The organism is Lysinibacillus agricola (genome assembly GCF_016638705.1).
Taxonomy (GTDB): Bacteria; Bacillota; Bacilli; order Bacillales_A; family Planococcaceae; genus Lysinibacillus; species Lysinibacillus agricola.
In genome coordinates this window covers 5,214,931-5,239,657 of the sequence record NZ_CP067341.1, presented here as the reverse complement: position 1 = coordinate 5,239,657, position 24,727 = coordinate 5,214,931, and the positions used below count along the sequence as shown (strand labels likewise).

The following is a 24,727-nucleotide window of genomic DNA, read 5'->3' as shown; positions in this document are numbered from 1 at the left end:
TTTAATTTTTAGTATAGTGCTGGTGCAAATAAGACAGCAGAGCTTGTTTATCGAGCAATCGCAAGCATTCAAGCAAATCTGAATGATGTGAAAGTATTCCATACAGACCGCGGGAAAGAGTTTGATAACAAGCTTATTTCTGAGGCACTTGAAACATTCGATATCCAGCGTTCATTAAGTATGAAGGGATGTCCTTATGATAATGCCGTGGCTGAAGCGACGTTTAAAGTATTTAAAACAGAATTCGCTAATGGGGCTCATTTCACTTCTCTTGAACAGCTCGCTCTTGAACTTGATGATTATGTTCATTGGTTTTACGGTGAACCGTACCATAAGTAAGTGCGGTTTTAATGGTATGTTCTTGAGCAAGCGCATATGTTTTTAATCATTAGCTAGACATATTCAGATAAAATGAATATGTCTATTTTTTTTTGCAAATATTGTAACGCTTTAATATTTCGCTAGTTATTTAGGTAAAAGGGGGGAAGACATGGACTTTGAGGAAATCTATCAAGCATATTTTCATGACGTTTATTTTTATATGATATCACTGGCGTCAGATGAAAATATTGCAGAAGAAATTACACAAGAAACATTTTTTAAGGCACTAAAGTCCATGCACCAATTTGACGGCAAAAAAGACGAATACACACCGAGAGATTCATTCCCCTTTGAATTATACGTTACTGAGCCACCAAAAAACTTCAAAGCCAAGAGCAAGACAGATATTTATGTTCCGATTGAGTAAAAATGCAATATTTAGGTAGCCTTTGATGCGATGTGAATAAATACACATAAACTAATAGGTGCTTTATTTGAAGAAGGCTCATTGAAATGATCAAACTTTTATAAAAAAATCTCATATTAAGCTAAAAAGAGCAACTCCATTTTGATCAATCTTTTTTCAAAATGGAGACCGGTTCATATTGTGTCAGCTTCATAAATAATAATGTAGTTGAGCATTTTTGGAAAAGGGAGAAGAAAAGTCGTCTGATGACGATTTCTCTTCTCCCATTTTTATTTTACATTCATATATAGAATTAGTCCGAAGAATATCGGTTTGAGAAGTCCAAAAAAGTCACCCTTTAAAACTTCTTGGGCGATTTTTTGTTGTGGATATGAAGAGGGAAGTTTGATGAGCGTGTGGAATAAAAGAAACTAGGGTTTTAAAACCTTGGGTGAGCACGCAGCAATTTAGTCTCTGGTTATTTGCTCGAGCAATGCGAAAATATAAGATGGAAGATAACTTGTATTCCATAGAAATATTGACATTTATTTTTTAGACAACTAAGCTTAATTGAAAATAAAGCCGAGGATACTTTATTCTATTTTTGTTACAAAACGATTGCTTTAAATGATAGGGGGACTGCCTGTGGAATTTATTAAATTAAATTGTCCGAATTGTAATGGGAAAATTGAATATAAAGAGGGACAACCATTCAAATGTCCTTTTTGTGAAACTGAAATAATGTTGAAAGAGAATAAAGTCTATTACGTTGATCAAACGATTAATAATTATTATGGAACAACTTCTCCTAATACAACTACACGCCCAAAAACGAATTTAAAAGCGCTTCTTATTGTAGCGATTGTAATCATTTGTGCATTCCTTGGATATTTCCTGTTGAGTAGCAATCAAACTGAACAAGGCAACCATGGAGAAATATCTGTTCGAACAATGCCTGAAAGCGATGTCCTTTTGTTCTTTTTAAAAGATATTTTTGATAAAGGTGAAGCGATGCCTACTAAAGAAGAAATCGCAAGTATTCGTTATTTGGCTGCCTACTATTCTGAAAATCAGTGGCATTTTGATTACAGCCTGGACGACCCATTTACGAATAAGCAAGCTGAAATTTCTAACTATATTATTATGGATAAGCTATTAAATACACAAAAAATCGAACAAAAAGACTTTGAAGCCTTTACCGGACTGACGGTATTGAAACTGATGGGTGATTATGAAATATCGCAAAGTGAGAATGTAAGCTTCCGACATTTGGAAGGCTTAAAAAGCTATACAGGTGGCTTTAATGAATCATTTAGTAAAATTGCTGAATATTTTAGCGATAAGTCTAATGTTGTAGAGCTCTCTATTCAAATCCGAAGTAATGATGAACTTGCTTTATTATTAGAGTTTCCTAATCTTCAATCACTTGAAATTTCGTATCACACCGAGACGGTTACAGACTTCCCTCTTCTGAATAAACTGCCATTAAAATCATTGTCTTTAAGATCTGCCAATGATTTAAAGTGGTTGTCTTCATTAACTGATTTAGAGTCGTTAGCAATAGATTTGAGTGAAGCGACAGATTTTAGCGCGTTCTATTCATTGAGTCAATTACAAGAATTGAAGCTTACATCGTTAAGAAATTTAAAAACGCTTGATTTTTTTAAAAACATGCCTAACCTGCAATCGCTTGATCTTGAAAATGTGGATATTACGAATTTAGAACGCCTTAGAAATAAGTCATCATTGACAAAGCTGCGTTTATCTTCTCTTTATAAATTAGAATCAGTTGATATTGTGAACAGCCTGACTTCACTAACTGAATTATCGATAACTGGTTATAGTGGCGATGGACCATCGATTGTAGCACCCAATTTAAAAAAAGCGGAATTAAAAGGTTTTATCATACCAAAGTTAGAGGCACCAGCTTTAAAATCTTTGACTGTTTATATAAGCGCGTCGGAGTCGTATTTGAATGGAGCAGAATTACTGAAATACCCGCAGCTAGAACAACTTACAGTAATGGAGAATGGAGATTTTACAGGTATTCGTTTTTTAAATGATCTGCCTAGTTTGCAAACAATAAATTTAAATGAGACAGCTTTTTATGAAGAAACGAGTGAATTATTCAATTTACAGCATGTAAAAACGTTAAATTGTTATGAATGTAAGTTTCAAATTAATAGTCAACATCCATTTGCAAACAACGTGCTGGAACATTTAACTTTGAATGACGTATCTTTTCGAGTAGGTAATGGTGACTGGTTGCATGAAGTTGATAAGGTCATGCCTTACTTTGCCGATTTTTCAGCCTTGCGTTCATTCTCAATACAAGACAGTTCACTTCAATCGTTAAGTTTCATGGAAAATTGGCAACAAATTGAGGTGCTTCATTTGGAAAATAACGCTATTTCAAATGTAAATTCTCTAGTGAATCTGCCCAATTTGAAAAAGCTATATATTTTAGGGAATCAGGTGCAAAATAGGTCTGTTCTAGACAAGAGAATTGCGATTTATTGAGGAGGTATTCATCCATTCATTGATGGTAACGGTCGCACTTCGAGATTGTTGTTAAACCTTGAGTTAATGAAATCAGAATACCCCCAATTATTATTAAAGTAGAAAACCGTACTTAGAACCGTACCACAAGTAAGTGCGGTTAATATTCTTCTCTTATAGCAGTATGAAATTAAAAAGAAAAAACTACCTATATACTTATACTTGAAGTGACTTGCCTATGTGGTAAGTCATTTTATTTTGGAAAATATCCCTTTACATTCAAGTTACTTTAAGGTTTAACATTAGACTTAAGAGGAGTGATGATGTGACTCAGTTCATGAATATACAGGATTTTTCCGAAAGAACAGGTATTTCTAAAAGTGCATTAAGGTATTATGAACAGAAAAATTTACTTTTCCCTCGGGAAAGAAGTGCAAATGGCTATCGCGTATATTCTGATGATCAAGTCGCAACAGTGAAGTTAATCTCAAGTTTACGCTTAGCTGGTATACCTATAAAAGATATTCAAATTTATTTATTGGAAAATGAAGAGGCAAAACGGCAGCAAATGATGGAAAATTGGATTTACAACATAAAAAAGACACGGGACCTTTTAACGGTGAGTTTACGCTATCTAGAAAGTGGCTCTATAAGTAAGGAAATTTATCTAATAGAAAAAAGTGCAGAACAAATTATTGGGTATACTGCCGAATCTAAAACAGGAGAATTTAAAGAGCATTTTTTGAAAAGAGGAAGTGAATTGCAAAAATTAAATATTCCATTTAAAAATTGTTACTTGAAATATCTATCTGGTAAAGATTTTATTAAAGTGCAAATTGGCTTTGGAGTACCGATTGACTTAAGAATAAATGATTTAACAGAAATCGCCTTAATAGAACACATGCCTCCATGCATCTGTATCGCAATGCCTTTTAAAGAGTCATTATCTAGAATCCAAAATGGTTACAATAAACTAATGACCTATGCACTCGAACATAAATGGACACCAATATCGCCCATACTAGAATGGTATTATGGTGTGGATTTTACAGAATTGGAGTTATTAATGCCTGTTACTCAAATTGAAAGAAGAGTAGAATGACAAATGGAAGAATTGACGATAAGAATAGTAGAGTTACAGGGAAGTTCTTTTGAATGGGGTTTAAAGCAAAGTGAAGAAATTAAATCGACACAGCTTTTAAAGCAACTTAGCTTACTTGAGAATTTGAGCTCTAATTCAAATGCGAAGAAAGCTAAAGAGATACTAAAGGTTATTTCACCGAATCTTTTAGAAGAACTTAGAGGGCTAGCAGAGGGGGTGGATATGGAGTTAGACACGATAATTAGACTTTATAGCGGTTATGATGTATCTTTTCCGTCAATGGGATGTACCGCATTTGTAAATGATGACTATTATGTACGAAATTATGATTTTAGTCCAGAGTTGTATGATGCAAGACTCGTTTTTTCTAATCCAATCGATGGTTACGCAAGTGTTGGGTTTAGCCAGCAAGTGATTGGAAGGCTTGATGGTATGAATGAAAAAGGGCTTGTTGTCGGATTACATTTTGTAAATAATCATGACAAAGAAGAAGGATTTATTGCGACGACAATTGTTAGACTGTTGTTGGATCAGTGTGGATGCATAAAAGAGGCAATCGACTTAATTTCAACCATTCCTCATGGATTTTGCTACAATTATTCGATTACAGATCAAAGTGGAAGAGGGGCGGTGGTGGAAGCTTCTCCTCAGAAACAGTTTGTCAGTTTCGGAAATCCACTAATCTGTACAAATCATTTTGATTCAGAAGCATTACGAGAAAAAAATAGGAAAGAGATACAAGGATCAGTAAAGCGTAAGGAGTATATAAATAGTCTACTAACAAAGGAACTTTCACCAATATCTGTATATCGTCATTTTAATGATGGGAATTCTCCTTTATTTTTTAAATACTATAAAGAGTATTTCGGAACGCTGCATACAGTTGTCTATTCACCAAAAGATTTAAGTATCATAATTGGTGTTGGCGAGAATAGTGAACCAATGATGCTTTCATTAAGGGGATATTTGGATGGAACTTTAAGTCTGCCTAAAGTTATAAAAGGGAGAATTAATCAAACGGTTTAAAATTGATTAATTTTTTCTATTTTAAGAAATAGCTTAATTCATAATCAAATTTAAACGAAATAAAAAATCGCACTTAGGAAAGTCACGGAGAACCGTACCACAAGTAAGTGCGGTTTATTCGAAAATAGAGAAAGCACCGTTCTAGATTTTAGAACGGTGCTTTTTTAGTAATTCATGGAATGATAAGTAGATAGTTAGAAACACTCCTAAATGCAGCTTTAGGAGTGTTTTCACTTTACTATAAATGTTAATTATAGAAATAGAAATCATGTCAAATACATTGAAAAAAATGTGAACCCATGGTAAATTTATATAGATAAACATTTTATGATTAAAATGAGTATAATATCCCTATTTTAATTATAAAATATAATTTTTCATTAGTCAACCCCTATATTTATATTTTTAAGGAGTGAATGCTATGAATTCGGAGTTTCAGCAGGAGCAAAAACGAGTGAACAATGTAATGGAGACCATTACGGAGCAAATTAGCAGATTAGAGGTAGAAACTTCCCAGCGCAAGAACGAAGTGGTAAATATTCGCAAACACTTTTGGGATGAAATCAAGGTGAATACGGATACCTTCGACGATTTTCTTGAGACCGTCATCAGCTTGAGACAAGAAGCTCAAGCATTGTCCGTAAGCCAAAGCACCCACAAACATGCATCTAAGAGATTGTCTACGCTGTGCCGTATGCAGAAGGTTCCCTACTTCGGCCGAATTGATTTCATAGAAGAAGGAATGTCAACTCAGGAACATATCTATATAGGAATCTCCTCGCTTATGGATAAAAGTGGAGAGGATTTCCTTATCTACGACTGGAGAGCACCAATCTCGAGTGTCTACTACGATTACCAGCCTGGTCCTGCCCAGTATGCAATACCCGGAGGCACAATCCAAGGGGAATTGGAGAAAAAGTGGCAATATCTTATCCGCGGAGGTGTTCTTCAATCTATGTTCGATACAAGTCTCACTATTGGAGATGAGATTTTACAGCAGGTTCTGGGTCAAGGTACGGATAAACATATGCATAGTATAGTAGCTACCATTCAACAGGAGCAAAACCGGATTATCCGTCATAATCACGGGAAACTGCTCATTGTTCACGGTGCAGCTGGCAGTGGTAAGACATCTGCGGCATTACAGCGAATCGCTTATTTGCTCTACAAATATCGAGATAGTCTGAATGCTGATCAGATTATTTTATTTTCACCTAATTCAATGTTCAACAGTTATGTGTCCAATGTGCTGCCGGAACTCGGCGAAGAGAATATGCAGCAGGTTACATTTCAGGAATACTTGGATCATCGACTAAGTAAAGAGTTTCAGGTTGAAAATCCTTACGAGCAATTGGAATATGTTTTAACTGCAGCGAATGCTCCTTCGCACGGGTCAAGGGTGGCTGGCATCCGATTCAAAGCATCTACCTGTTTTTTTGAGGTCATCAAATCATACAGAAAGTCGCTGGAGTTATCTGGAATGTTATTCAAGGGCATTAACTTCAGAGGAAAGCCGATTGTTACCGCTCAACAAATTGCGGATAGATTTTATAGCAGCGACACCTCAATCAACTTCCATAATAGACTTGAAGAGTTAAAGGAATGGCTCATGAAGCAAATAAAGGAAGCCGAAAAGGTCGAACGGATGAAGCCATGGGTGCAGGAGGCAATTGAGCTGCTTAGCAACGAGGAATACCATAAGGCACATATCTACTTAGCGAAAAAGCGCGGCTTTGAAAGAGAATCGATTGGCGATTATGAGATGGAGCCTGAAGCACTTACACGATTGATTGTTCACCAGAAATTGAAGCCGTTGCGAAAACGAATCCGGGCGTTTCATTTTATCGACATTAAGGAGATATACAAGCAGCTTTTTGCAGACCCCCTGCAGATCAAACAGTGGATAGAGGGGGAAACACCCGTGGAGTGGGCGGATATTTGTCGAGCGACGCTAGAAATGGTAGACGAAGGCAAACTGCTTTATGAAGATGCTACTCCGTTTTTACTTATGAAAGAATTGATTCAAGGCTTTCAGACGAATAGGTCGATAAAGCACATACTTGTTGACGAGGCGCAGGACTATTCACCATTTCAATTCGAATTTCTAAAGCGTTTGTTTCCTTCGGCAAGGATGACTGTACTAGGTGACTTTAATCAGGCGATATTTGCCCATGCTGATGAAATGGTGGATTTTAATAGCCTTAGCAGCTTATACGGGCAGGATGAAACGGAAGTAATCAACATGACGCGCAGCTACCGTTCTACAAAACCGATCATTGAATTTACACGCAGACTAGTTCCAAATGGCGAACGGATTATTCCTTTCGAACGCGATGGCGAGTTGCCTGTGCTAACACAATTGTTCGATCACGCAGAACTGCACCGCTGCATTGTCTCCAAAGTCGAAGCTTTGCGAAGTCTTGGCTATAATAGTATCGCCATAATATGCAAATCCGCTGAGGAAAGTAAGAGTGCATATGAAGCCTTGTCCAACATTGAAGATATTAAGCTCATAAAGAATGGCTCACCTGAGTATGAACAAGGAGTTGTAGTCATACCATCGTATTTATCCAAAGGCATCGAATTCGAAGCTGTTATCATCTATGATGCATCGGAGCAAAAATATGGTGATAAGAGCCTGCGCAGAGTTTTCTACACCGCCTGCACCAGAGCGATGCATGATTTGCAGCTTTACAGCGTAGGTGAACCGAGCTCATTTTTGCTCAACGCCTTGCAGGAAAATCTCATCCGAGTTTGATCTAATTGAATTTTTAAAAAAACTAACATTCCTAAAAAATCAGGGCCAAAGTCAACAAAATGGCGAGGTAATGAAAGAAAATGAAGCTCATTCATTGACGAGAATAATTAACTTCAACCTCATTTAAATACATTACGGAGAACCGCATCATAAATAAATGAGTATCTAATAAATTTTAGATTAGGAAGTAATTATATAAATAAAATAGGCTGTATAGTAAGTTTAATTTTTTTATAACTTCTATACAGCCTATTATTTTTAATCTTTATATAATGTGCCTTAAAACATGCATCTCACTCTATCGATTGACACTCTAAAAAATCGATCATGTATGCCACAAATTTGTACTGAGCATAACGTGGTCAAGATGCATAGTAAGAGCTATTATCGTTAACTTTTTATTGCTAGGCCACTAAAAGAAACGGGTCCAACAACGTCTGCTTGTGTGTTGGGTGTAATATTCTCAGCGAAAACCTGATAGAAGTTAGCGCCAGCTATTAAATTGGAATCAATAGCTTGGAACGTAAAGATGTAATTTTGCTCTGAACCAGCTGATTCTACTCCATCTTGAGTATTAAAGATTTCTTTCCCGTTACGGAAGATTCTAAATACAATTTGTGAAATATTTGTAATTCCGGACACACCGACGCTTGAAAGAAGCTCAACGCGATTATTTCTTGAAGCGGTGCCTGGGATGTTTATTTGAATCGAAGCTAAAAGAACTCTAAATGGAGCCTGTGGAATTGGAAAAGCAATTTCTGGGTTAAACGTACTTAGAGGTTCAGTTGCTTGGTAATCAAGAATTTGCACCATTTTATCACCTCCTTTTGCTAGGATACTATAAGATATGTTCTATATTTGAGCTTGATTGTGTAGTAAACTAAGTCGTGCTATTTTTTAAACTTTGATTAGTTAATTGTTCTAGTTCTTCTGGAATTGTAAGCTTTCAAATTAAAATCATTTAGATTTATTACGGAGAACCTTTGAGAAGTTTGAGGAAATAAAATAGGTGAAAAGGTATGCGAACATAGTTGTTTTGCATACCTTTTTAGATGAGATGAATTCGAGAAAAGGTATTTAAATTTGAGGAAGCCCATCTTTGAAAGATGATGGTAGATATTCTGTTTCCATAGAAATGAGCCAAATAAAATCATCCTCAACAATAATTTGAATGTCCAGGCCAAGGCTAATCAACCGCTCAGCTTTTGCTTGTTTCGTACTTATACCACGACGTTTCTTCCCCAGAATAACGAAATCTGTATCCTGTGTAACAGCCCCTTGCATAATCCCTCCACAAGCTCGTACTTTTTTCGCAGCTTCTGAACGTGTCATGGTGGAAAGTGCCCCTGTAAAGACGATTTGTTTATTATAAAATGGATGCATCAAGCATTCAGAGGGGTCAGAAAGTAAGATGACTTCTGTGTTGTCCTTATTGTTGTTCATGTTGGTTCTCCTTATTGAATGGAAAGGTTTCTATCTAATTATAGGGGAGATTGATTCGAGAGGATTTTGTAATAGACGGTGGTATACAAAGGAATATCCCTCTACACTTAGACTAGTCATGGAGAATCGTATCATAAGTAAGGCGGTTTTTAGATGAATGTTAGTAAAAAATATATAGAGCTTGTAATGAATGCTTGTAATCAATTTTTTAAAGAGGGATTTATCGATATTGCTAGAACTATTGAAATAGAGAGGACAAATGAACAAATTAAAGTTCTTGTTCAACAAACTAGCCCACCACTAATAGTTGGGGATGCCGTGATTGGAGTGGAGACTGGGCGACTCCTTGGGGATGGCGTCACAGATGCGACCCTGGAGCGCAAGCGAAGCGGCTCATCGGACGCCCCAGGAAAGCGTCCAGTCAGAACGGAGATCAACCTCACGTTATGGTGATGAGCCTTTAAAATGCTACCTATTTGTATGAATAAAAATTAGAGAAATCTGTATTAACAATATGGGGAAAAGGATGGTTCATAGTGATTCAATTCCAAAAAAATAATATTACAGTTTTTCAAAGTGCATTATATATGACTACCTCGGCAATCATTCAAACTAATGAAGCTATAATTATGACGGATCCTAATTGGTTACCTACTGAAGTTGAAGAAATTAAGGGCTACATAAACAAGATAAAAGGTGATAAACAATTATATATTATTTACACACATAGCGATTTTGACCATATTATTGGGTCAGGGGCATTTCCAGAAGCTAAGGTAATTGCATCTAAACAATTTGATGAAAATCCAAACAAAGAAGACATCATTCAAAAAATTAAACAATTTGACCAAGGATATTATTTGAATAGAAGTTATTCAGCTGTATATCCAACTGTAGATATTGTTGTTTCAGAGGATGGGCATAAATTAGAATTAGGTTCGATAACCATGACATTTTATCAAGCACCTGGTCACACTTATGATGGTTTATTTACTGTTATAGAACCTTATGGCTTATTTCTTTCTGGAGATTATCTGTCAGATATTGAGTTTCCGTTCATTTTTAGCAATTATAAAGATTATATAAATACGATCAATAAAGCTGAAAATATTTTGCTTAATCATCAAATAACGACTCACATACCTGGACACGGTTCGACAACACAAAATCAACAGGAAATCCAAAAAAGGATAAATTATTCGAAGTATTACTTGAATCAGCTTCTTCATGACAACGGAGAGTTAGAAGGATATTTAAGTAGTGAATATCCATTTTTTGAAGGGATGAAAAGCATTCATACTGACAATAAGAAGATGGCTAATCAAGAATTATAAGAAGAAAATTTTTTAGCAAGTATTAAGAGGCTTTATAAAGTAAAGGAGACCGTCTTTAAAAATACCATCCATGTTTCTGTTTGTCCCATTTTCGCTATAACATGTGGTTCGTCAATAAAAGAACGCCATACTATCAGTAATAAATAAAGGTGAATATATAAAATTTATATTGCACTTTTTAACTTTTCCGCCTACTTCATACATGCATATTTTCTGTATTTTTTAAAATACTATGTCTAGATAATTTATCTAATTGAAGAAAGGGAAGAGATATAATTGGCTAAGCACTCAGAAACAAGTTGGAAACAGGATCACCCAAGCACTTTGTTTGGCAACTCAGTCCAAAAGGCAGAGCGTTTGTTGAAGCATGCAAAGTCACATCCGGAGGAGATAGCGATTGAGCATGCTTTCAATCAAATAGAGCATGCAGAAAATGCACTCACGAATGCGGTGCAATATGGTGAGCATTTGGATATGGTTAAACAAAATAAAGAACACTTAGAGCTGATCAGGCAGCAATTACACGAAATGCAAGGGAAAGTGGAGTAGAGTAAGACAGTAACTCGCGTCGATTTGAACGGCTCCCTGTCAAGTAGACAGAAGAAATAATAATGCTTTAAGCGGCTTGAGCCTTGTATTCTAAAGGACTTAAGCCGTTTGTTTTTTATTTATTTAGTTTGCTTGCAGTAAATTAACGGTGGTGATGAGTCTAATCTTTCGTTAACACCAAACGATTATTTTGTAAGGTGTGGTTTGTGCAGGAATACTTCTTGTAGTAGGGCCATAGATAACAATTAGGTTTCGATTTGCTGGACTTTTTGAAAAGGGTTGCCCATTTTTGAGCAAGATAAGTGTGTAAGAAAAGAGATTTAGTTGTAATTGGCCATCACTACTTACTAATTGGTTATTAAAAAAGTCGACTTTGACATTTTGATAGTTATTTTCCTTTACAACGACGAGTGCTCGATATTGAGGAGGGTATATTAAAGGTACAGGTGCATCCCCATCATAATATCCAGTAACCTGATCACCGAGAGTCACAATTTCTTGGTTTACAAAATAAGTAGAAGGTGAGACGACAAAATTGACGATGCCGCCAGTATTATCTTCTACCGTCATAAGTTTATAACAACCTTCCCTTTCCCCATTTTGCCCGATTGAAAAATCATCAATCTGTGTAACGACCCCACGAAAAGACTTGAAATTTACCATAGCCATTCCTTTCTTTATTAAATCTCAATCGATTATCTGATTATTGTTTGCCCAAGGGAAGCACCTTTAGTACAGTATCATTTTAATTTATGTAACATTTCCAATATGGGTGACAGAGAATGATATTATCATCAAAAGGATAGGTTTATACATTACATGAATCAATATATACTTAAATTGCAACGTTATTTTTTCAGAGGAGGGAGCCTATTGAAGTGGATTTCTAAAAATAAGAAACCCCTTTTATTAGTCATCATTATTATTATTTTCATTGCTGGTATACTCGATATCAAATATGAAGGATTGTTTTTTCAAATATTACCTGAATCTATTCAAACCTATTTAGCTGATATTTTTAAATAAGCGGATTGTATCTTCTAGACACAGAGACAGGCTAAAATAATTCATCCATTCATAATTAGAAAAAAGAGGCTGGGACAGAACTCGTTTATTTAGAAAAATAGCGAAAAGAGATAAGTGGAAAGGAGCCGGTGCAAAAACAAGACCGGTTCCATATTTTTATGTTATTATATAGATATAATAATTAGTAAAGCTCATTATTATATGAAAATGCTAGCCAATTTTAGGTCTATTTTTCCATAAAGCTTAAAAAAAGGTTGGATTTCGTGATGAGGGAATAGGAGGCTTTTCTCTTGATTTATTAAGGAGAAGGCTCGAAAAATGCACATAACTCTCATATAGATAGTTGATATTTTAATCTTTATGTAATTGTGATACACTGCAATAAGGTAATAATTGATACAGAAAAGGTGTGCTCCTAGGTTACTCCATGGCTTACTGTGACATCCAAGCAGGAGAGCTTACATCCTTTCTGCAAATCTTAATATATAAGGAAGGTAAAAATGAGTAACAGACAAATTAAATCAGATGTTATCTTAATTGGTGCCGGAATCATGAGTGCGACTTTGGGTACAATGCTCAAAGAATTAGCGCCAGATTGGAAAATTACAGTGTTTGAGCAGCTCGATAAAGCAGGTGAAGAAAGTTCTCACGAATTAAATAATGCGGGAACTGGGCATGCGGCGCTTTGTGAACTTAACTACACTTCAGAGAAAAAAGACGGATCAATCGATATCAGTAAAGCGATTAACGTTAATGAACAGTTCCAGGTTTCAAGACAGTTTTGGTCTTATCTTGTGAACAATAAACTAATCAATAATCCACAAAACTTCATTATGCCTTTACCTCACATGAGTTTAGTACAAGGGAAGGATAATGTAGAGTTTCTAAAAAAACGTCATGAAACGATGACAAAAAATCCTTTATTCCAAGGCATGGAATTTTCTGATGACCCAGAAAAACTAAAGGAATGGATTCCTCTTATTATGCAGGATCGCCCAGCAGATGAAGCTATCGCTGCAACAAAAATCGACACTGGTACAGACGTTAACTTTGGTGCATTAACACGTATGTTATTCGACCACTTAAATACTAAAGGTGTTGACATCAACTACAACCATAGTGTTGAAAGCATGAAACGTACTAGCGACGGTTCATGGGAAGTACGAGTGCATGACAAGGATGGCTGTAAAATGGAATACCATACAGCAAAATTTGTCTTCCTTGGAGCTGGTGGAGGAAGCCTAGAATTACTACAAAAATCAGGTATTCCTGAAGGAAAACATATTGGTGGATTCCCAATCAGTGGATTATTCTTAGTATGTAAAAACCAAGAAGTTGCTGAACAACATCATGCGAAAGTATACGGAAAAGCTAAAGTTGGTGCTCCACCAATGTCTGTTCCGCATCTTGATACACGCTATATTGATAACAAAAAATCTTTACTATTTGGACCGTTCGCAGGTTTCTCACCTAAGTTCTTAAAAACAGGTTCAAATATGGATTTATTTGCTTCTATAAAACCGCATAATCTTACAACGTTATTAGCGGCAGGCGTTAAAGAAATGGGATTAACAAAATATTTAATCCAACAGCTAATGCTCTCTAAAGAACAACGTATGGAAGAGTTACGTGATTTCATCCCAAATGCTAAGAGCGATGATTGGGATATTATTGTAGCTGGTCAACGTGTACAAGTTATTAAAGATACTGAAGCTGGTGGTAAAGGAACGCTTCAATTTGGTACGGAAGTTGTAAGTGCTTCTGATGGCTCAATTGCTGCATTACTTGGAGCTTCTCCAGGTGCATCTACTGCTGTACACGTTATGCTTGAGGTAATCAATAAATGCTTCCCTCAACATAGTAAAGAATGGGAAGCGAAAATTAAGGAAATGATCCCATCTTACGGCATAGCATTAGCAGAAAACCCAGAGCTATTTAAGGAAATTAGTACATCCACAGACGAAGCGCTTGGTTTAAAATAAAATTTTGATGTAGAAACAGAGGATGTAAGCGTTTAAGCAATTGTTTCTACAAAATATAATATAGAGCCTTCAATCTAATTTTGGATTGAAGGTTCTATTTTTTTATTTCATAAACCGTTGAGAAGCATATTTTGCAAAAAAATAAGGCTCATTATGATAACGAGATGGAGATTTTCGCTCTGACTGGGTGCTTTCCTAGGGTGTAGTGAGAACTATCATCCATATTAACTAATATATTAAAATAGGCTTAAATTAATGACAAAATCACAATAATTTAATGAAAAAAGTTGAGTGGAGAGCTAAATGAGAAAAAATACTAATGAAGTATTTAACACTTAATGAAGAACAAAAACAGGCGATTGTTGAAGAGATACAGTCATGAAACAAGAAAAGAGGTCACATCCAATGAACAAGCCATTTCAAATATTAATCATCATAAACAGAATGGCAATGCCTAATATCGTCGTATAGGTAAGACGGAGACATGCTGCGAGCAATGCAAGGCCTCTATTAATGGGCTTTAGAAAAATATAAAACACCCAGGTAACTACAATGTCAGTAATTAGGATGATAATCCAACCAAAGATTTCAGCTTTGAAAAGCATAGTGGATGACTTTAAGTTAATAAAAGTAGCGCTAGCATCTCCTTGTAGCACAAGGTTTTCATCCTGCCGTTTTCCTGTAAGCCTTATGGACCGTTGTGTTCTATAAGGTTGTTTTCTATACTTTTCATAAACACTAGGAAGGAGCGAGATGGATGATTAATTTAAAAGATATCGGGAGATTTAATGAACTGTCGGAAATTGCAATGCATATATACAATGGAAATATTCCTGCTTTACTGAACGCTATTGAAGAGGGCTGGGATATTGAAGATGACATTATATTGAGTAAACATATCTCGTTAAGTCCGTTAGATTTGGCGCTTATATCGCAGAGACTGAATGTTGTAAAGCTATTAGTAGAGCATGGTGTCAACCTGAACGTTAAAAATAACCCAGCTTTTTTGTGTGCTGTTCGTTATTGTAAGGAAGATGTAGTTCGCTATATTGTAGCGCATGGAGCGAAGCTGGACATGCTCAATCAGGTCGGGTCTGGCGCCTATTCACAGGCCTACTATGGTAATAAAAAAAATATGCCCCTCATTCATGAACTAGGTTTGGATATAAAACAGCACGGCGGTCCAGTATTACGTCAAGCTGTGTCGGATCATGACATGAAGACAATTACATATTTACTCGATCAAGGGGTGGACATTAATTATAATAAGCCGAATATGGTTTATCCTTATGAAGCGACTCCATTAACAGAGGCAACACGAATAGGGAATCTAACAATGGTGAAATACTTGGTTGAACGTGGTGCAGACGTTACCTTAGCGGAAAAGGATGGAGAGCGTCCATATACGATTGCGGTGGGCAATAAAAATACTGTATTGGCCGACTATTTGAAATCACTGGAGCCAACCGAGCTTCATGATTTAGAGAACAAAAAATATGCGTTGAAAAAATATAAATTGAGTGATGAGCTGATGAGCTTTCTTACAGGAGACAAGCTGCGCCTTGAGCTAGATCCCAATGATTATGAAATCAGCTATATCGAGTTTTTCACATTGACGGATACCATTGAAATGAAGGTTGGTCGTCAAAAGCTACTGCGTTTATCAGCAGATATCGACAATTATTCAGATTTACAGATAGTATGGAATCCAAAGAAAAAAGGACAAATTGGTTGCTATGATGTGGAGCATCAGGAGTATGCTGATTTGTGTAGCTTTAAAGAATTTCTTACGAAGCCTGAAATATATCTTATCAAGTTTCTCGAAGGGGAGCTGTAGAGGGGATGTCCATGTATTTCGTCACTCAGCCTAAAGCATTTCAATATGTTTTTCTTACATCTGTTGGCCTAAAGTCTCCAGCGGATTATTATTACTAGTTCCTCTTTTAGGTGTAAGAGAAGCTTTTCAAATTCTAATTTAGTATTCTCAGAATTAATAAAAGTATCTATTTCTGGACAAGATATGAGAGGGAAGCACATCTTTTATGATTAAAACAAAAGATGTGCCTTTTTATTTTAAAACCTAAGCTTCGAAAGACAGAATACGATAGAGCGTTTAACATACATTGAACAAAAGAACAGCAAAAAAGATACAAGAAGGGCTAGGGGAATGCTAAAGATGACTGGAAGGTCAACGCCATACCAAATGCCCATCTTTATTTGCTCAAGGCCAAATGTTCGCAAAATGCCAGCTAGTATTGACACTAATGCACTTACTACCAAACATACATAGAGGATAGATAACACAAGGAGTGCCGATGAGCAAAAAAAGGCCTGAATGATTTTTACGAATGTCATTCCTTTTCCCTCCGTACAATTTGTTGCACTTTAGCATTTGGAGCGATTGAATAGCTATCCTTATAATAAAGTGTTTCTACTCTACAATTACTGCCTACAATGACCACATCTCCTTCGACTACTTCCGCATGCGTATAGGAAAGTCGTACATTTTTCCCTTTTATACAATGACAAATTAATTTTTTCTTTAATAAAGGAAGAACAGAAATCTTATCCTTTTCTATCCATATTTCATCTGCAATAAGCTCCCTAATTCCACTTTCACCAGACAATTTTAAATGAAAATGTTTGGCTAGTATTTCTGCTGCTTTCACAATACCGATTGCATCCACAATTTCAGCCTCTAAACTTTGTTCAATGGTCAGCTTCCCAGAACTATTCAATTTTGTTACTTGCCCATTGCGCATATTTAAGCTCCCGGCATTTTTAACCTCATTAATTTCGCAAAAATCTTTTATAGAGCATGATCCTGTACTATTTAAAATCTGCGCTTCAACACGGGAATGAAAAGAACTATGACCATGAGTAGAGATCTTTTTTAGGCGTACTTCTTGATGTAAAGCAACGGATCCACGGATATTTAATTGCTCACAGTCTGCTGCTAAGTCTTTAATATTGCCATTTGTAAGGGTTACTGTACGTAGTTTTTGAATCACGGATAATCACCTCATGTTAATTTAATTAATATATATTTTAATTATTAAAACATATATTAATTAAAGTATATACCACTCCATTTTGTCAAGAACTAAATAATATGTCTAAATATCCATTAAATGAGTTCTCGCCTATTTTCGGGTAATAAAAAATTATAAAGCCCTAAAATTAAATGATGTTAAAAATCATCAAGTGATGATTTTTTGCAAATATTTTTATGTGTCATTGGTGTTATTAATCTAACTTCACCAACTTTTAATCATGGTTTAAAATTGGCACGGTTTTTGCATGATATAAAAGTGAGGCGGAAAGGGGGGATAAATGTGAAGGGGAAAGTTACAGGTTTTATCCATAGTGGAATAACAGTAAAGGATTTAGAGATTTCTTTAGATTTTTACGTAAATAAGTTAGGTTTAGAATTAATTTCGAGACAAATTTCAAGTAATGAATATATTTCAAGCATAGTTGAACTTGTCAATTTACAAGAGGTCAAAATTGCATTTATTAGAATTCCAGGAGGAAATGAAATAGAGCTACTTGAGTATGTAGGCATGGAAAGATACCCAGGCAATGTTCGTCCATGCGATTATGGATCGGGACATATTTGTCTAAAGGTTGAAGGGATAGAAGAAATGTACGAGGATCTAAAATTGTCTGGAGTTCAATTTAGATCTAAAAAAATTGTAGATATTACATTAGGTGCAAATAAGGGATCAAAAGCTATTTATATGTATGATCCGGATGGATATATTATTGAGCTGATGGAAAAGAGTACAAATTAATGAAAGCGAATTCAGTAAAGGATGGAGTTTATGCAAAGTTTACAGGGTAAAAAAGCAATACTTACAGGTGGCGTTCAAGGTCTCGGGTTAGCAATGGTAAAGGGTCTTTGTGAATATGGTGTAGAGGTTTGTATCATTGATTATTCAAATGATGTAGAGAAGATTGCTCAAGATATGCAGAATGAAGGATTTTCTGTATACGGGGCGCGAGCAGATTTATCGAACTTAGAGAAAATTCCTGAAGTATTCCATGCAGCAGTTCAACTATTAGGTGGGGAGTTAGATATTCTTGTAAATAACGCTGGAATTCATAAACCAATGCCTGCGATTGATTTACAAATTGAGGATTTCCAAAAAATCATTGATGTTAATGTCACTGCAATATTCGAATTAAGTAGACTGGCATATCATGAAATGTTGAAAAAGGGCGCTGGGAAAATAGTCAATATTGCATCTGTATTAGCTGTACAGGGTGGTTATAATGCATCAGCTTATTCCGCAAGTAAAGGAGCAGTTTCCCAATTGACAAAATCTTTATCTAACGAATGGGCTAAAGATGGTATTAACGTAAATGCAATTGCTCCTGGATACTATAAAACAGCATTAAATCAATTTATTCTTGAGGATGAGTCAAGATATCAATCACTAATTAGCCGTGTACCTGCTGGACGCTTTGGCGAGCCAAATGAATTAGCTGGTGCTTTACAATTTTTATGCTCAGATAAATCAGACTATATCAATGGCATCCTCTTACCAGTAGACGGTGGTTTTTTAGGAAGATAAAAAGTTGGAGTTGGAATTATAAGAAATGATATCCTCTTTGAACTAGTAAACCTAGATAAGGAATTATAGATAGGTAGCGAGTTAGTAGGAGATAAACGATAATCTCGAGAAAGTGAGCAATTATATGGAGTTGAATCTAGCTAAGAAAAATGTATTGATTATTGGTGGTTCAAAGGGTATTGGACTAGAAATAGCTAAGAGATTTATAGAAGAAAATGCGAATGTTTCAATTGTTGGCCGTTCTATAGAGCATTTGAATGAAGCCAAACTACAGTTAAAAAATGTTACGACCTATCAATCTGACATTACGAATAATTATGAGCGTGAGGGTCTAATAGAAAAATACATATTAGATCATGATCATATCGATATATTGATAAATAATGCAGGGGGAAGTAATGGCTCTAGCATATTAGAAACTCCCATGGAGAATTTCTATGAAGCATTTGAATTAAATTATTTTTCGACCGTACATCTTAGCAAATTGGTCATTAAACATATGAAAAAACAAGGAAGAGGGAATATTATTAATATTTCTTCTATTTATGGTAGGGAAAGTGGAGGCAAGGCAACCTACAATAATTCAAAAGCAGCATTAATTAGTTTCACGAAAGCGTTAGCAAGCGAAGTCATTAAATACGGTATAAGAGTTAACAGCATTGCACCTGGTAGTGTTTATCATGAAAGTGGTGTTTGGGGAAGGTTAACGAGAGAGAATCCTTATAAAATTGAAGAGTTTGTAAAGAATGATATTCCAGCAGGTCGTTTTGGTACACCAGAAGAAATTGCAGATGTAGTTGTTTATTTAACGTCTGAAAAAGCTTCTTGGATTGTTGGTGCAACCATCAATGTAGACGGTGGACAATCTAAAATGAATTTTTAATCCGGTAGAATTGGACAATTTTTATGAATTTAAATCATCAAATCAATTGAACGAATGTTTAGTGAAAAGCAGGAGGCTTATACTATGAAAAATAAAAATGTACTAAAGAAATTGATGTTTTCAATAATGGCGTTGTCGTTAATATTTTTAGCAGCGTGTTCAAGCAACAGTGGAAAAGAATCAGCATCTAATGGTAAAGAAATTACGATAAAAATGGCAAACCAAGTCGATGCAAACAACTTTTTAAATTTAGGATATGAGAATTTTAAAGATACAATCGAAGAGAAAAGCAATGGTGATATAAACGTTGAAATTTATAATGGCGGTACATTAACAACTTCTGATGAAACAACAGCTGAATTATTACAAAACGGTACAATTCAACTGTCAACAACATCAGCTTACGGTATTGCAAATTCAATTGGTGCAAATGCTTTTAATATTTTTGATGTACCATTTTTATTTGATAGTCGCGAACAATTTTACTCTTTCCTAGAGGGAGAATATGGGGACCTATTAAAGAAAGAGGTTGCTGATAAATCAAATATGTATCTCCTTGGATTTATAGATTTAGGCTACTATAGCATTTTAAACGGTAAAACATCTGTTAAGAAACCATCAGATTTAAAAGGTTTGAAGATTAGAAGTTCATCTGCGAATTTACATTTAAGTACTTTGAAGTCAATGAAAGCAAACCCAACACCAATGGCTTATAGTGAAGTGTTTACAGGATTACAGCAAGGTACAATCGATGGTGTATCTACAACAACACCTTTAATTTACGGAGATCGTTTTTATGAAGTAAACAACCATTTTACAGCGACAAATCACATTTTATTATTACATGGTGTGCTAGTAAATAAGGATTTCTATGATGGTTTAAGTGAAGATATGAAAAAGATGATAGATGAATCTGTAGCTTCATATACAAAATATGCGATAGACCTTGTAGCGAAAGCAGAAAAAGATGCCATCCAAGGCTTAAAAGATAAAGGTGTAGATGTAGTTGAATTATCTGAGGAAGAGAGAAAGGTATTTAAAGAAGTGACATCAAATGTTGCCAAAGACAACATGGATGCAATTGGTCAAGAAAATTATGATTTAGCTATCAAATTACTAGAGGAATTGAAATAATTTCCTGAGAAATAAAGTTCAATTTATTGCCCTTGTAATGAAAAGACCTATTGATAATTACAAGGGTACAAAAGGAGGGGACAAGCAATGGGGAAGCTTATGAAGAGACCAATCGAAGCTTATGCTAGCTTTGCAATTCTATTAATTATGACGGTAGTCATGTTTGCAGCTGTGGTTTCAAGATATGTTTTTAACTCCTCAATTGTTTGGGCAGAAGAACTATCAAGATATTTGTTTGTTTGGTTTGTTTTTATAAGTGCAAGTTATGCTGTCATTACGAAAGCACATATTAGAGTAGAAGCATTGAATATGATTATCCCAAAAAAAATCCGGCCATATGTGAACTTGGTAGGTAGTATGATATGGATGCTGTTCAGTTTATATATTTCGTATCTAGGCTTTCAATATGCAAATAATCTATACAAACAAAACGCAACTTCAGCAGCACTTAATTTACCAATGGGAGTAGTCTATTTAGGGATTCCGATTGGGTATTTTTTAATGGCTATAAGAATTTTTGTAGTGGAGATATTAGATGTTTTTGTAAAGAGAAAAGAGGGTGAGAAATAATGTTAGGTGCCATTGGAATTCTCACAATTGTATTTATTCTATGTCTATTAATAAATATCCCGATTGCAATTTCTTTAGCAATTTCTGCGTTAACCGTTGTTCTAATTGAAGGAACAATCCCTATTTCATTTCTTATTCAAGCGACATTTACATCGAATGATTCGTTCTCATTATTAGCTGTACCATTTTTCATTTTAGCAGGAGAGTTAATGAGTACAGGGGGGATTTCTAGAAGACTTATTGATTTCTTCAAATCAATGGTGGGCTCCTGGACAGGTAGCTTAGGTTTAATTACAATACTCGCAAGTTTAATTTTTGCAGCAATCTCTGGATCAGGTGCAGCAACGGTTGCCAGTATCGGTGGAATTATGATACCGCACATGATTAACAGTGGTTACAAGAAACCATATGCCGCAGCATTAACAGCAAGTGCAGGCGCTCTCGGTCCTATCATTCCACCAAGTATTGTCTTTATCTTTTATGGCATCATGGCAGGAGTGTCAATTAGCGACTTATTTATCGCTGGTATTGTCCCAGGTTTATTAATTGCAGTGATATTAATCATCATTAACTATATTGTATGTAAAAGAGAAGGTTATGTAGACCAACAACCGGAAGAAGAAAAAATAGGTTTTTGGCGATCGTTAAATGAAGCAAAGTTCGGATTATTAGCCCCTATCATTATTTTAGGTGGGATATATGGTGGTATTGTAACGCCTACAGAAGCAGCGGTAGTAGCTGTTGTTTATAGCTTAATCGTAAGTTTATTCATTTATAAAGAATTACGATTAAGTGATTTAATGGATGTATTTTTAAAAGCTTCTGTTACATCTGGTTCTGTCATGATTTTCGTTGGTACAGCAACGTTCTTCGGTAAAATTTTAACATTAGAGCAAGTACCACAATATATAGCTAATGGTATTTCAAGCTTTACAACAAATCCGATTATCGTTCTAGTGTTAATTAATCTTTTCTTATTAGTTGTAGGAATGTTTATTGAAACAGTTGCAGCATTATTAATATTTGTACCATTACTTTTACCAATCGTTACGCCTTTAGGAGTAGATCCATTACATTTTGGAATGATCGTGTGCTTCAACCTGACATTAGGCTTATTAACACCACCATTGGGGTTAAATCTGTTTATTGGTGCAAAAGTGGCAAATATACGTTTTGAAGAAACTTTTAAACATTTAACGCCTATTGTAATAGCGTTACTAATATTACTAGGCGTCATTACATTTGTGCCGCAATTAACGTTATTTTTACCACAGTTATTATCTAGTAAGTAATGATATTAAAGTTAAATAAAAATGACCTCCACTGTTCAAAAGCAGGAGGTCGTTTTTTATTATGAATGGTTCTCTATTTTATATTTTTGTAGTTTTCTTACAAGTGTGGATTGATCTATTTTTAATGCAATTGCTGCTTTTCTTATACTAGGATAAATTTTAATTGCTTCTCGAATAATATTTTCCTCAAAAGATTCAACTTGATCCTTTAACGGTAGATGATGGGTAATTAATGTATTGCCATTTGATACTTGAATGCTATCGCTATTTAAGTTTAATTCTCTTTGTAAATCATCCATCGTAATCTCTGAGTGTTGACTCATTAAAACAACTCGTTCTACGATGTTCTGTAACTCTCTGACATTCCCTGGCCATTTATAGTTCGCAAACGTTTCAAGCACTTCAGATGAAAAAGAACGATTTAATCCATATTTAATATTTAAATTATTCGTAAAATGATAAATAAGAGGAATGATATCCGCTACTCTTTGCTCAAGTGGTGGAATTTTGATTGGTATAATATTAAGTCGATAGTATAAATCTTCTCTAAATTTCGTCTCTTCAATCATATCCGATAAATTCCTGTTTGTTGCAGCAATTACACGGACATCTACTTGAATTGGTGTTGTACCACCAATGCGCATAACTTCTCGTTCTTGAAGTATTCGTAATAGTTTTACTTGAAGCTGTAGAGGCATCTCTCCAATTTCATCTAAAAAGATTGTACCATTATTAGCAGCCTCAAATAATCCAGCCTTCCCTTTTTTTGTGGCACCTGTAAAAGAACCTGATTCATATCCGAATAATTCCGATTCAAGAAGAGATTCAGGGATTGCACCACAATTAATTTTAATCAATGGCCCATCCTTCCGAATACTATTTCGGTGTATTAAATCTACTATTTTTTCTTTACCTACACCAGACGGCCCTTGAATTAATACACCTGAATCAATTTGAGCAACTCTTAAAGCCCGGTCAATGACATCTTTCATTTGTGTAGAGTGTGCGATAATTGAATATTTCGGGTCACTAATCCCTTTTAATTGTTGTAACTCTTCATGGATTCTTTGATTTTTAATTTCTAATTGTTGAATTTCTGTCTCTAGATTATTTAGTTGAGTTAAGTCACGGACATTATTAACAATTTTGATGATTTCCCCTTGCTTGCTTCTGATTGGAACGGCTGAAACTAAAACATTTTTCCCTGTTTTAATTTTCTGACTTATTGTGATAGAACGATTCCCCTTGATAGCTTTTAATGATGCAGAAACATCAATAATTCCTTTGTCTACTAAGGATTGTAGATTTTTTCCTATGCAAAATTCAGTTGAAAGCTCTGTAATTCTTTCATAGGCAGGATTCTGATACATAATTTTCCCTTTCGCATCAGAAATAACAATACCGTCAAACGATGAATTAATAACTTCATCTAACTCTTTTTTTAAATTATCCAACTTATCAATTTCCTGATTTAAGCTAACGGATTCTGTTAGAGGTAATATAAAAATTGTTAGTTTAGAAAAATCCTCAGCATTGTTTATAACATTTATCTCCAAGTTAGAAGACAACATACAAAAATACTTATAACCATTAGAAACTTGCTTTTTTATATCATCAAAAAACTTTTCATAAGTCTTGGCAGTTTCATTAATTGCTAGAACATCTCTAACTTGATCCCACTCTATAACCCCTAGTACTTTTAATTGATTGTAAAACATTCATACTCCCCCTTAAGTAGATGTGATGTAATAACTCATCACTTCGGCACAATTATACATCAATTTTCCCCTTGTTCGATGAGAAAATACTGGATTTTTGCATCAAT

23 protein-coding genes and 2 pseudogenes are annotated in these 24,727 nt (G+C 35.1%); 19 read left to right on the top strand and 6 right to left on the bottom strand.

Features of this window, described 5'->3' with window-relative positions:
- Window positions 1-15: 15 nt before the first annotated feature.
- The 7 genes and pseudogenes from FJQ98_RS26270 to helD all read left to right on the top strand — a co-directional run.
- A pseudogene (locus FJQ98_RS26270) lies at window positions 16-339 on the top strand (IS3 family transposase); the annotation flags it as partial.
- A 151-nt stretch (window positions 340-490) separates the two neighbouring features.
- Window positions 491-748, top strand: coding sequence for an RNA polymerase sigma factor (locus FJQ98_RS27085; protein ID WP_053595935.1), 258 nt, complete (start codon window positions 491-493; stop codon window positions 746-748).
- Window positions 749-1,372: 624 nt separating this feature from the next.
- On the top strand, window positions 1,373-3,247 hold the full coding sequence (locus FJQ98_RS26260) for a leucine-rich repeat domain-containing protein (protein ID WP_201406590.1): 1,875 nt from the start codon (window positions 1,373-1,375) through the stop codon (window positions 3,245-3,247).
- A 6-nt stretch (window positions 3,248-3,253) separates the two neighbouring features.
- The gene (locus FJQ98_RS26255) at window positions 3,254-3,349 is read left to right on the top strand and encodes a Fic family protein (RefSeq protein ID WP_425492712.1); all 96 of its coding nucleotides are present in this window, start codon (window positions 3,254-3,256) and stop codon (window positions 3,347-3,349) included.
- 202 nt (window positions 3,350-3,551) lie between these two features.
- Window positions 3,552-4,328, top strand: coding sequence for a helix-turn-helix domain-containing protein (locus FJQ98_RS26250; RefSeq protein ID WP_053595937.1), 777 nt, complete (start codon window positions 3,552-3,554; stop codon window positions 4,326-4,328).
- 3 nt (window positions 4,329-4,331) lie between these two features.
- Window positions 4,332-5,354: a C45 family autoproteolytic acyltransferase/hydrolase gene (locus FJQ98_RS26245; protein ID WP_053595938.1), complete on the top strand. Its 1,023-nt coding sequence runs from the start codon at window positions 4,332-4,334 to the stop codon at window positions 5,352-5,354.
- A 421-nt stretch (window positions 5,355-5,775) separates the two neighbouring features.
- Complete coding sequence (gene helD, locus FJQ98_RS26240) at window positions 5,776-8,112, top strand: RNA polymerase recycling motor HelD (RefSeq protein WP_053595939.1); 2,337 nt, start codon at window positions 5,776-5,778, stop codon at window positions 8,110-8,112.
- 390 nt (window positions 8,113-8,502) lie between these two features.
- On the opposite strand, the gene FJQ98_RS26235 is transcribed toward helD, so the two are convergent.
- Window positions 8,503-8,925 (bottom strand): hypothetical protein, encoded by a 423-nt coding sequence (locus FJQ98_RS26235; RefSeq protein ID WP_053595940.1) that lies wholly within the window; start codon window positions 8,923-8,925, stop codon window positions 8,503-8,505.
- Window positions 8,926-9,189: 264 nt separating this feature from the next.
- The gene (locus FJQ98_RS26230) at window positions 9,190-9,555 is read right to left on the bottom strand and encodes a BRCT domain-containing protein (protein WP_053595941.1); all 366 of its coding nucleotides are present in this window, start codon (window positions 9,553-9,555) and stop codon (window positions 9,190-9,192) included.
- Between the two features lie 153 nt (window positions 9,556-9,708).
- On the opposite strand from FJQ98_RS26230, the gene FJQ98_RS26225 reads away from it, so the two are divergent.
- The 3 genes from FJQ98_RS26225 (at window position 9,709) to FJQ98_RS26215 (ending at window position 11,438) form a co-directional block, all read left to right on the top strand.
- Entirely contained in the window at window positions 9,709-10,008 is a 300-nt protein-coding gene (locus FJQ98_RS26225) for a hypothetical protein (protein ID WP_053595942.1), read from the top strand.
- An 83-nt stretch (window positions 10,009-10,091) separates the two neighbouring features.
- On the top strand, window positions 10,092-10,889 hold the full coding sequence (locus FJQ98_RS26220; protein WP_053595943.1) for an MBL fold metallo-hydrolase: 798 nt from the start codon (window positions 10,092-10,094) through the stop codon (window positions 10,887-10,889).
- A gap of 276 nt (window positions 10,890-11,165) precedes the next feature.
- Complete coding sequence (locus tag FJQ98_RS26215) at window positions 11,166-11,438, top strand: hypothetical protein (RefSeq protein ID WP_053595944.1); 273 nt, start codon at window positions 11,166-11,168, stop codon at window positions 11,436-11,438.
- Between the two features lie 171 nt (window positions 11,439-11,609).
- Here FJQ98_RS26215 and FJQ98_RS26210 read toward each other — a convergent pair whose 3' ends face one another.
- Window positions 11,610-12,101, bottom strand: a complete 492-nt coding sequence (locus FJQ98_RS26210) for a hypothetical protein (protein ID WP_053595945.1) — start codon at window positions 12,099-12,101, stop codon at window positions 11,610-11,612.
- A gap of 210 nt (window positions 12,102-12,311) precedes the next feature.
- Here FJQ98_RS26210 and FJQ98_RS26205 point away from each other — a divergent pair, with 210 nt between their 5' ends.
- The gene (locus tag FJQ98_RS26205) at window positions 12,312-12,464 is read left to right on the top strand and encodes a hypothetical protein (protein WP_198926916.1); all 153 of its coding nucleotides are present in this window, start codon (window positions 12,312-12,314) and stop codon (window positions 12,462-12,464) included.
- A 500-nt stretch (window positions 12,465-12,964) separates the two neighbouring features.
- A complete protein-coding gene (locus FJQ98_RS26200) occupies window positions 12,965-14,446 on the top strand; it encodes a malate:quinone oxidoreductase (protein ID WP_053595947.1) in 1,482 nt (493 codons plus the stop codon).
- A gap of 443 nt (window positions 14,447-14,889) precedes the next feature.
- On the opposite strand, the pseudogene FJQ98_RS26195 reads toward FJQ98_RS26200, so the two are convergent.
- A pseudogene (locus FJQ98_RS26195) lies at window positions 14,890-15,108 on the bottom strand (DUF4386 family protein); the annotation flags it as partial.
- 95 nt (window positions 15,109-15,203) lie between these two features.
- On the opposite strand from FJQ98_RS26195, the gene FJQ98_RS26190 reads away from it, so the two are divergent.
- Window positions 15,204-16,283 (top strand): ankyrin repeat domain-containing protein, encoded by a 1,080-nt coding sequence (locus FJQ98_RS26190; RefSeq protein WP_053595949.1) that lies wholly within the window; start codon window positions 15,204-15,206, stop codon window positions 16,281-16,283.
- A gap of 514 nt (window positions 16,284-16,797) precedes the next feature.
- On the opposite strand, the gene FJQ98_RS26185 is transcribed toward FJQ98_RS26190, so the two are convergent.
- Window positions 16,798-17,457 (bottom strand): hypothetical protein, encoded by a 660-nt coding sequence (locus FJQ98_RS26185; protein ID WP_053595951.1) that lies wholly within the window; start codon window positions 17,455-17,457, stop codon window positions 16,798-16,800.
- 324 nt (window positions 17,458-17,781) lie between these two features.
- Between FJQ98_RS26185 and FJQ98_RS26180 the strand changes: the two genes are divergently transcribed.
- The 6 genes from FJQ98_RS26180 to FJQ98_RS26155 all read left to right on the top strand — a co-directional run bounded on the left by FJQ98_RS26180 (window position 17,782) and on the right by FJQ98_RS26155 (window position 22,902).
- A complete protein-coding gene (locus tag FJQ98_RS26180; protein WP_053595952.1) occupies window positions 17,782-18,240 on the top strand; it encodes a VOC family protein in 459 nt (152 codons plus the stop codon).
- Window positions 18,241-18,270: 30 nt separating this feature from the next.
- Window positions 18,271-19,023, top strand: coding sequence for an SDR family NAD(P)-dependent oxidoreductase (locus FJQ98_RS26175; RefSeq protein WP_053595953.1), 753 nt, complete (start codon window positions 18,271-18,273; stop codon window positions 19,021-19,023).
- A gap of 124 nt (window positions 19,024-19,147) precedes the next feature.
- On the top strand, window positions 19,148-19,906 hold the full coding sequence (locus FJQ98_RS26170; RefSeq protein ID WP_053595954.1) for an SDR family NAD(P)-dependent oxidoreductase: 759 nt from the start codon (window positions 19,148-19,150) through the stop codon (window positions 19,904-19,906).
- An 84-nt stretch (window positions 19,907-19,990) separates the two neighbouring features.
- Window positions 19,991-21,040 (top strand): TRAP transporter substrate-binding protein, encoded by a 1,050-nt coding sequence (locus FJQ98_RS26165; RefSeq protein WP_053595955.1) that lies wholly within the window; start codon window positions 19,991-19,993, stop codon window positions 21,038-21,040.
- A gap of 87 nt (window positions 21,041-21,127) precedes the next feature.
- Window positions 21,128-21,610, top strand: coding sequence for a TRAP transporter small permease (locus FJQ98_RS26160; protein WP_053595956.1), 483 nt, complete (start codon window positions 21,128-21,130; stop codon window positions 21,608-21,610).
- Complete coding sequence (locus FJQ98_RS26155) at window positions 21,610-22,902, top strand: TRAP transporter large permease (RefSeq protein WP_053595957.1); 1,293 nt, start codon at window positions 21,610-21,612, stop codon at window positions 22,900-22,902. Before FJQ98_RS26160 ends, FJQ98_RS26155 begins: the two co-directional genes overlap by 1 nt.
- Before the next feature lie 59 nt (window positions 22,903-22,961).
- Here FJQ98_RS26155 and FJQ98_RS26150 read toward each other — a convergent pair whose 3' ends face one another.
- Window positions 22,962-24,620, bottom strand: a complete 1,659-nt coding sequence (locus tag FJQ98_RS26150) for a sigma-54 interaction domain-containing protein (protein WP_053595958.1) — start codon at window positions 24,618-24,620, stop codon at window positions 22,962-22,964.
- Window positions 24,621-24,727 lie beyond the last annotated feature (107 nt).

Bases quoted from the DNA above. Each gene is read 5' to 3' on its own strand.
- FJQ98_RS27085 (WP_053595935.1), top strand. From the start codon at position 491: ATGGACTTTGAGGAAATCTATCAAGCATATTTTCATGACGTTTATTTT.
- FJQ98_RS26245 (WP_053595938.1), top strand. From the start codon at position 4,332: ATGGAAGAATTGACGATAAGAATAGTAGAGTTACAGGGAAGTTCTTTT.
- helD (WP_053595939.1), top strand. From the start codon at position 5,776: ATGAATTCGGAGTTTCAGCAGGAGCAAAAACGAGTGAACAATGTAATG.
- FJQ98_RS26235 (WP_053595940.1), bottom strand. From the start codon at position 8,925: ATGGTGCAAATTCTTGATTACCAAGCAACTGAACCTCTAAGTACGTTT.
- FJQ98_RS26230 (WP_053595941.1), bottom strand. From the start codon at position 9,555: ATGAACAACAATAAGGACAACACAGAAGTCATCTTACTTTCTGACCCC.
- FJQ98_RS26225 (WP_053595942.1), top strand. From the start codon at position 9,709: ATGAATGTTAGTAAAAAATATATAGAGCTTGTAATGAATGCTTGTAAT.
- FJQ98_RS26210 (WP_053595945.1), bottom strand. From the start codon at position 12,101: ATGGTAAATTTCAAGTCTTTTCGTGGGGTCGTTACACAGATTGATGAT.
- FJQ98_RS26200 (WP_053595947.1), top strand. From the start codon at position 12,965: ATGAGTAACAGACAAATTAAATCAGATGTTATCTTAATTGGTGCCGGA.
- FJQ98_RS26190 (WP_053595949.1), top strand. From the start codon at position 15,204: ATGATTAATTTAAAAGATATCGGGAGATTTAATGAACTGTCGGAAATT.
- FJQ98_RS26175 (WP_053595953.1), top strand. From the start codon at position 18,271: ATGCAAAGTTTACAGGGTAAAAAAGCAATACTTACAGGTGGCGTTCAA.
- FJQ98_RS26170 (WP_053595954.1), top strand. From the start codon at position 19,148: ATGGAGTTGAATCTAGCTAAGAAAAATGTATTGATTATTGGTGGTTCA.
- FJQ98_RS26165 (WP_053595955.1), top strand. From the start codon at position 19,991: ATGAAAAATAAAAATGTACTAAAGAAATTGATGTTTTCAATAATGGCG.
- FJQ98_RS26160 (WP_053595956.1), top strand. From the start codon at position 21,128: ATGGGGAAGCTTATGAAGAGACCAATCGAAGCTTATGCTAGCTTTGCA.
- FJQ98_RS26155 (WP_053595957.1), top strand. From the start codon at position 21,610: ATGTTAGGTGCCATTGGAATTCTCACAATTGTATTTATTCTATGTCTA.
- FJQ98_RS26150 (WP_053595958.1), bottom strand. From the start codon at position 24,620: ATGTTTTACAATCAATTAAAAGTACTAGGGGTTATAGAGTGGGATCAA.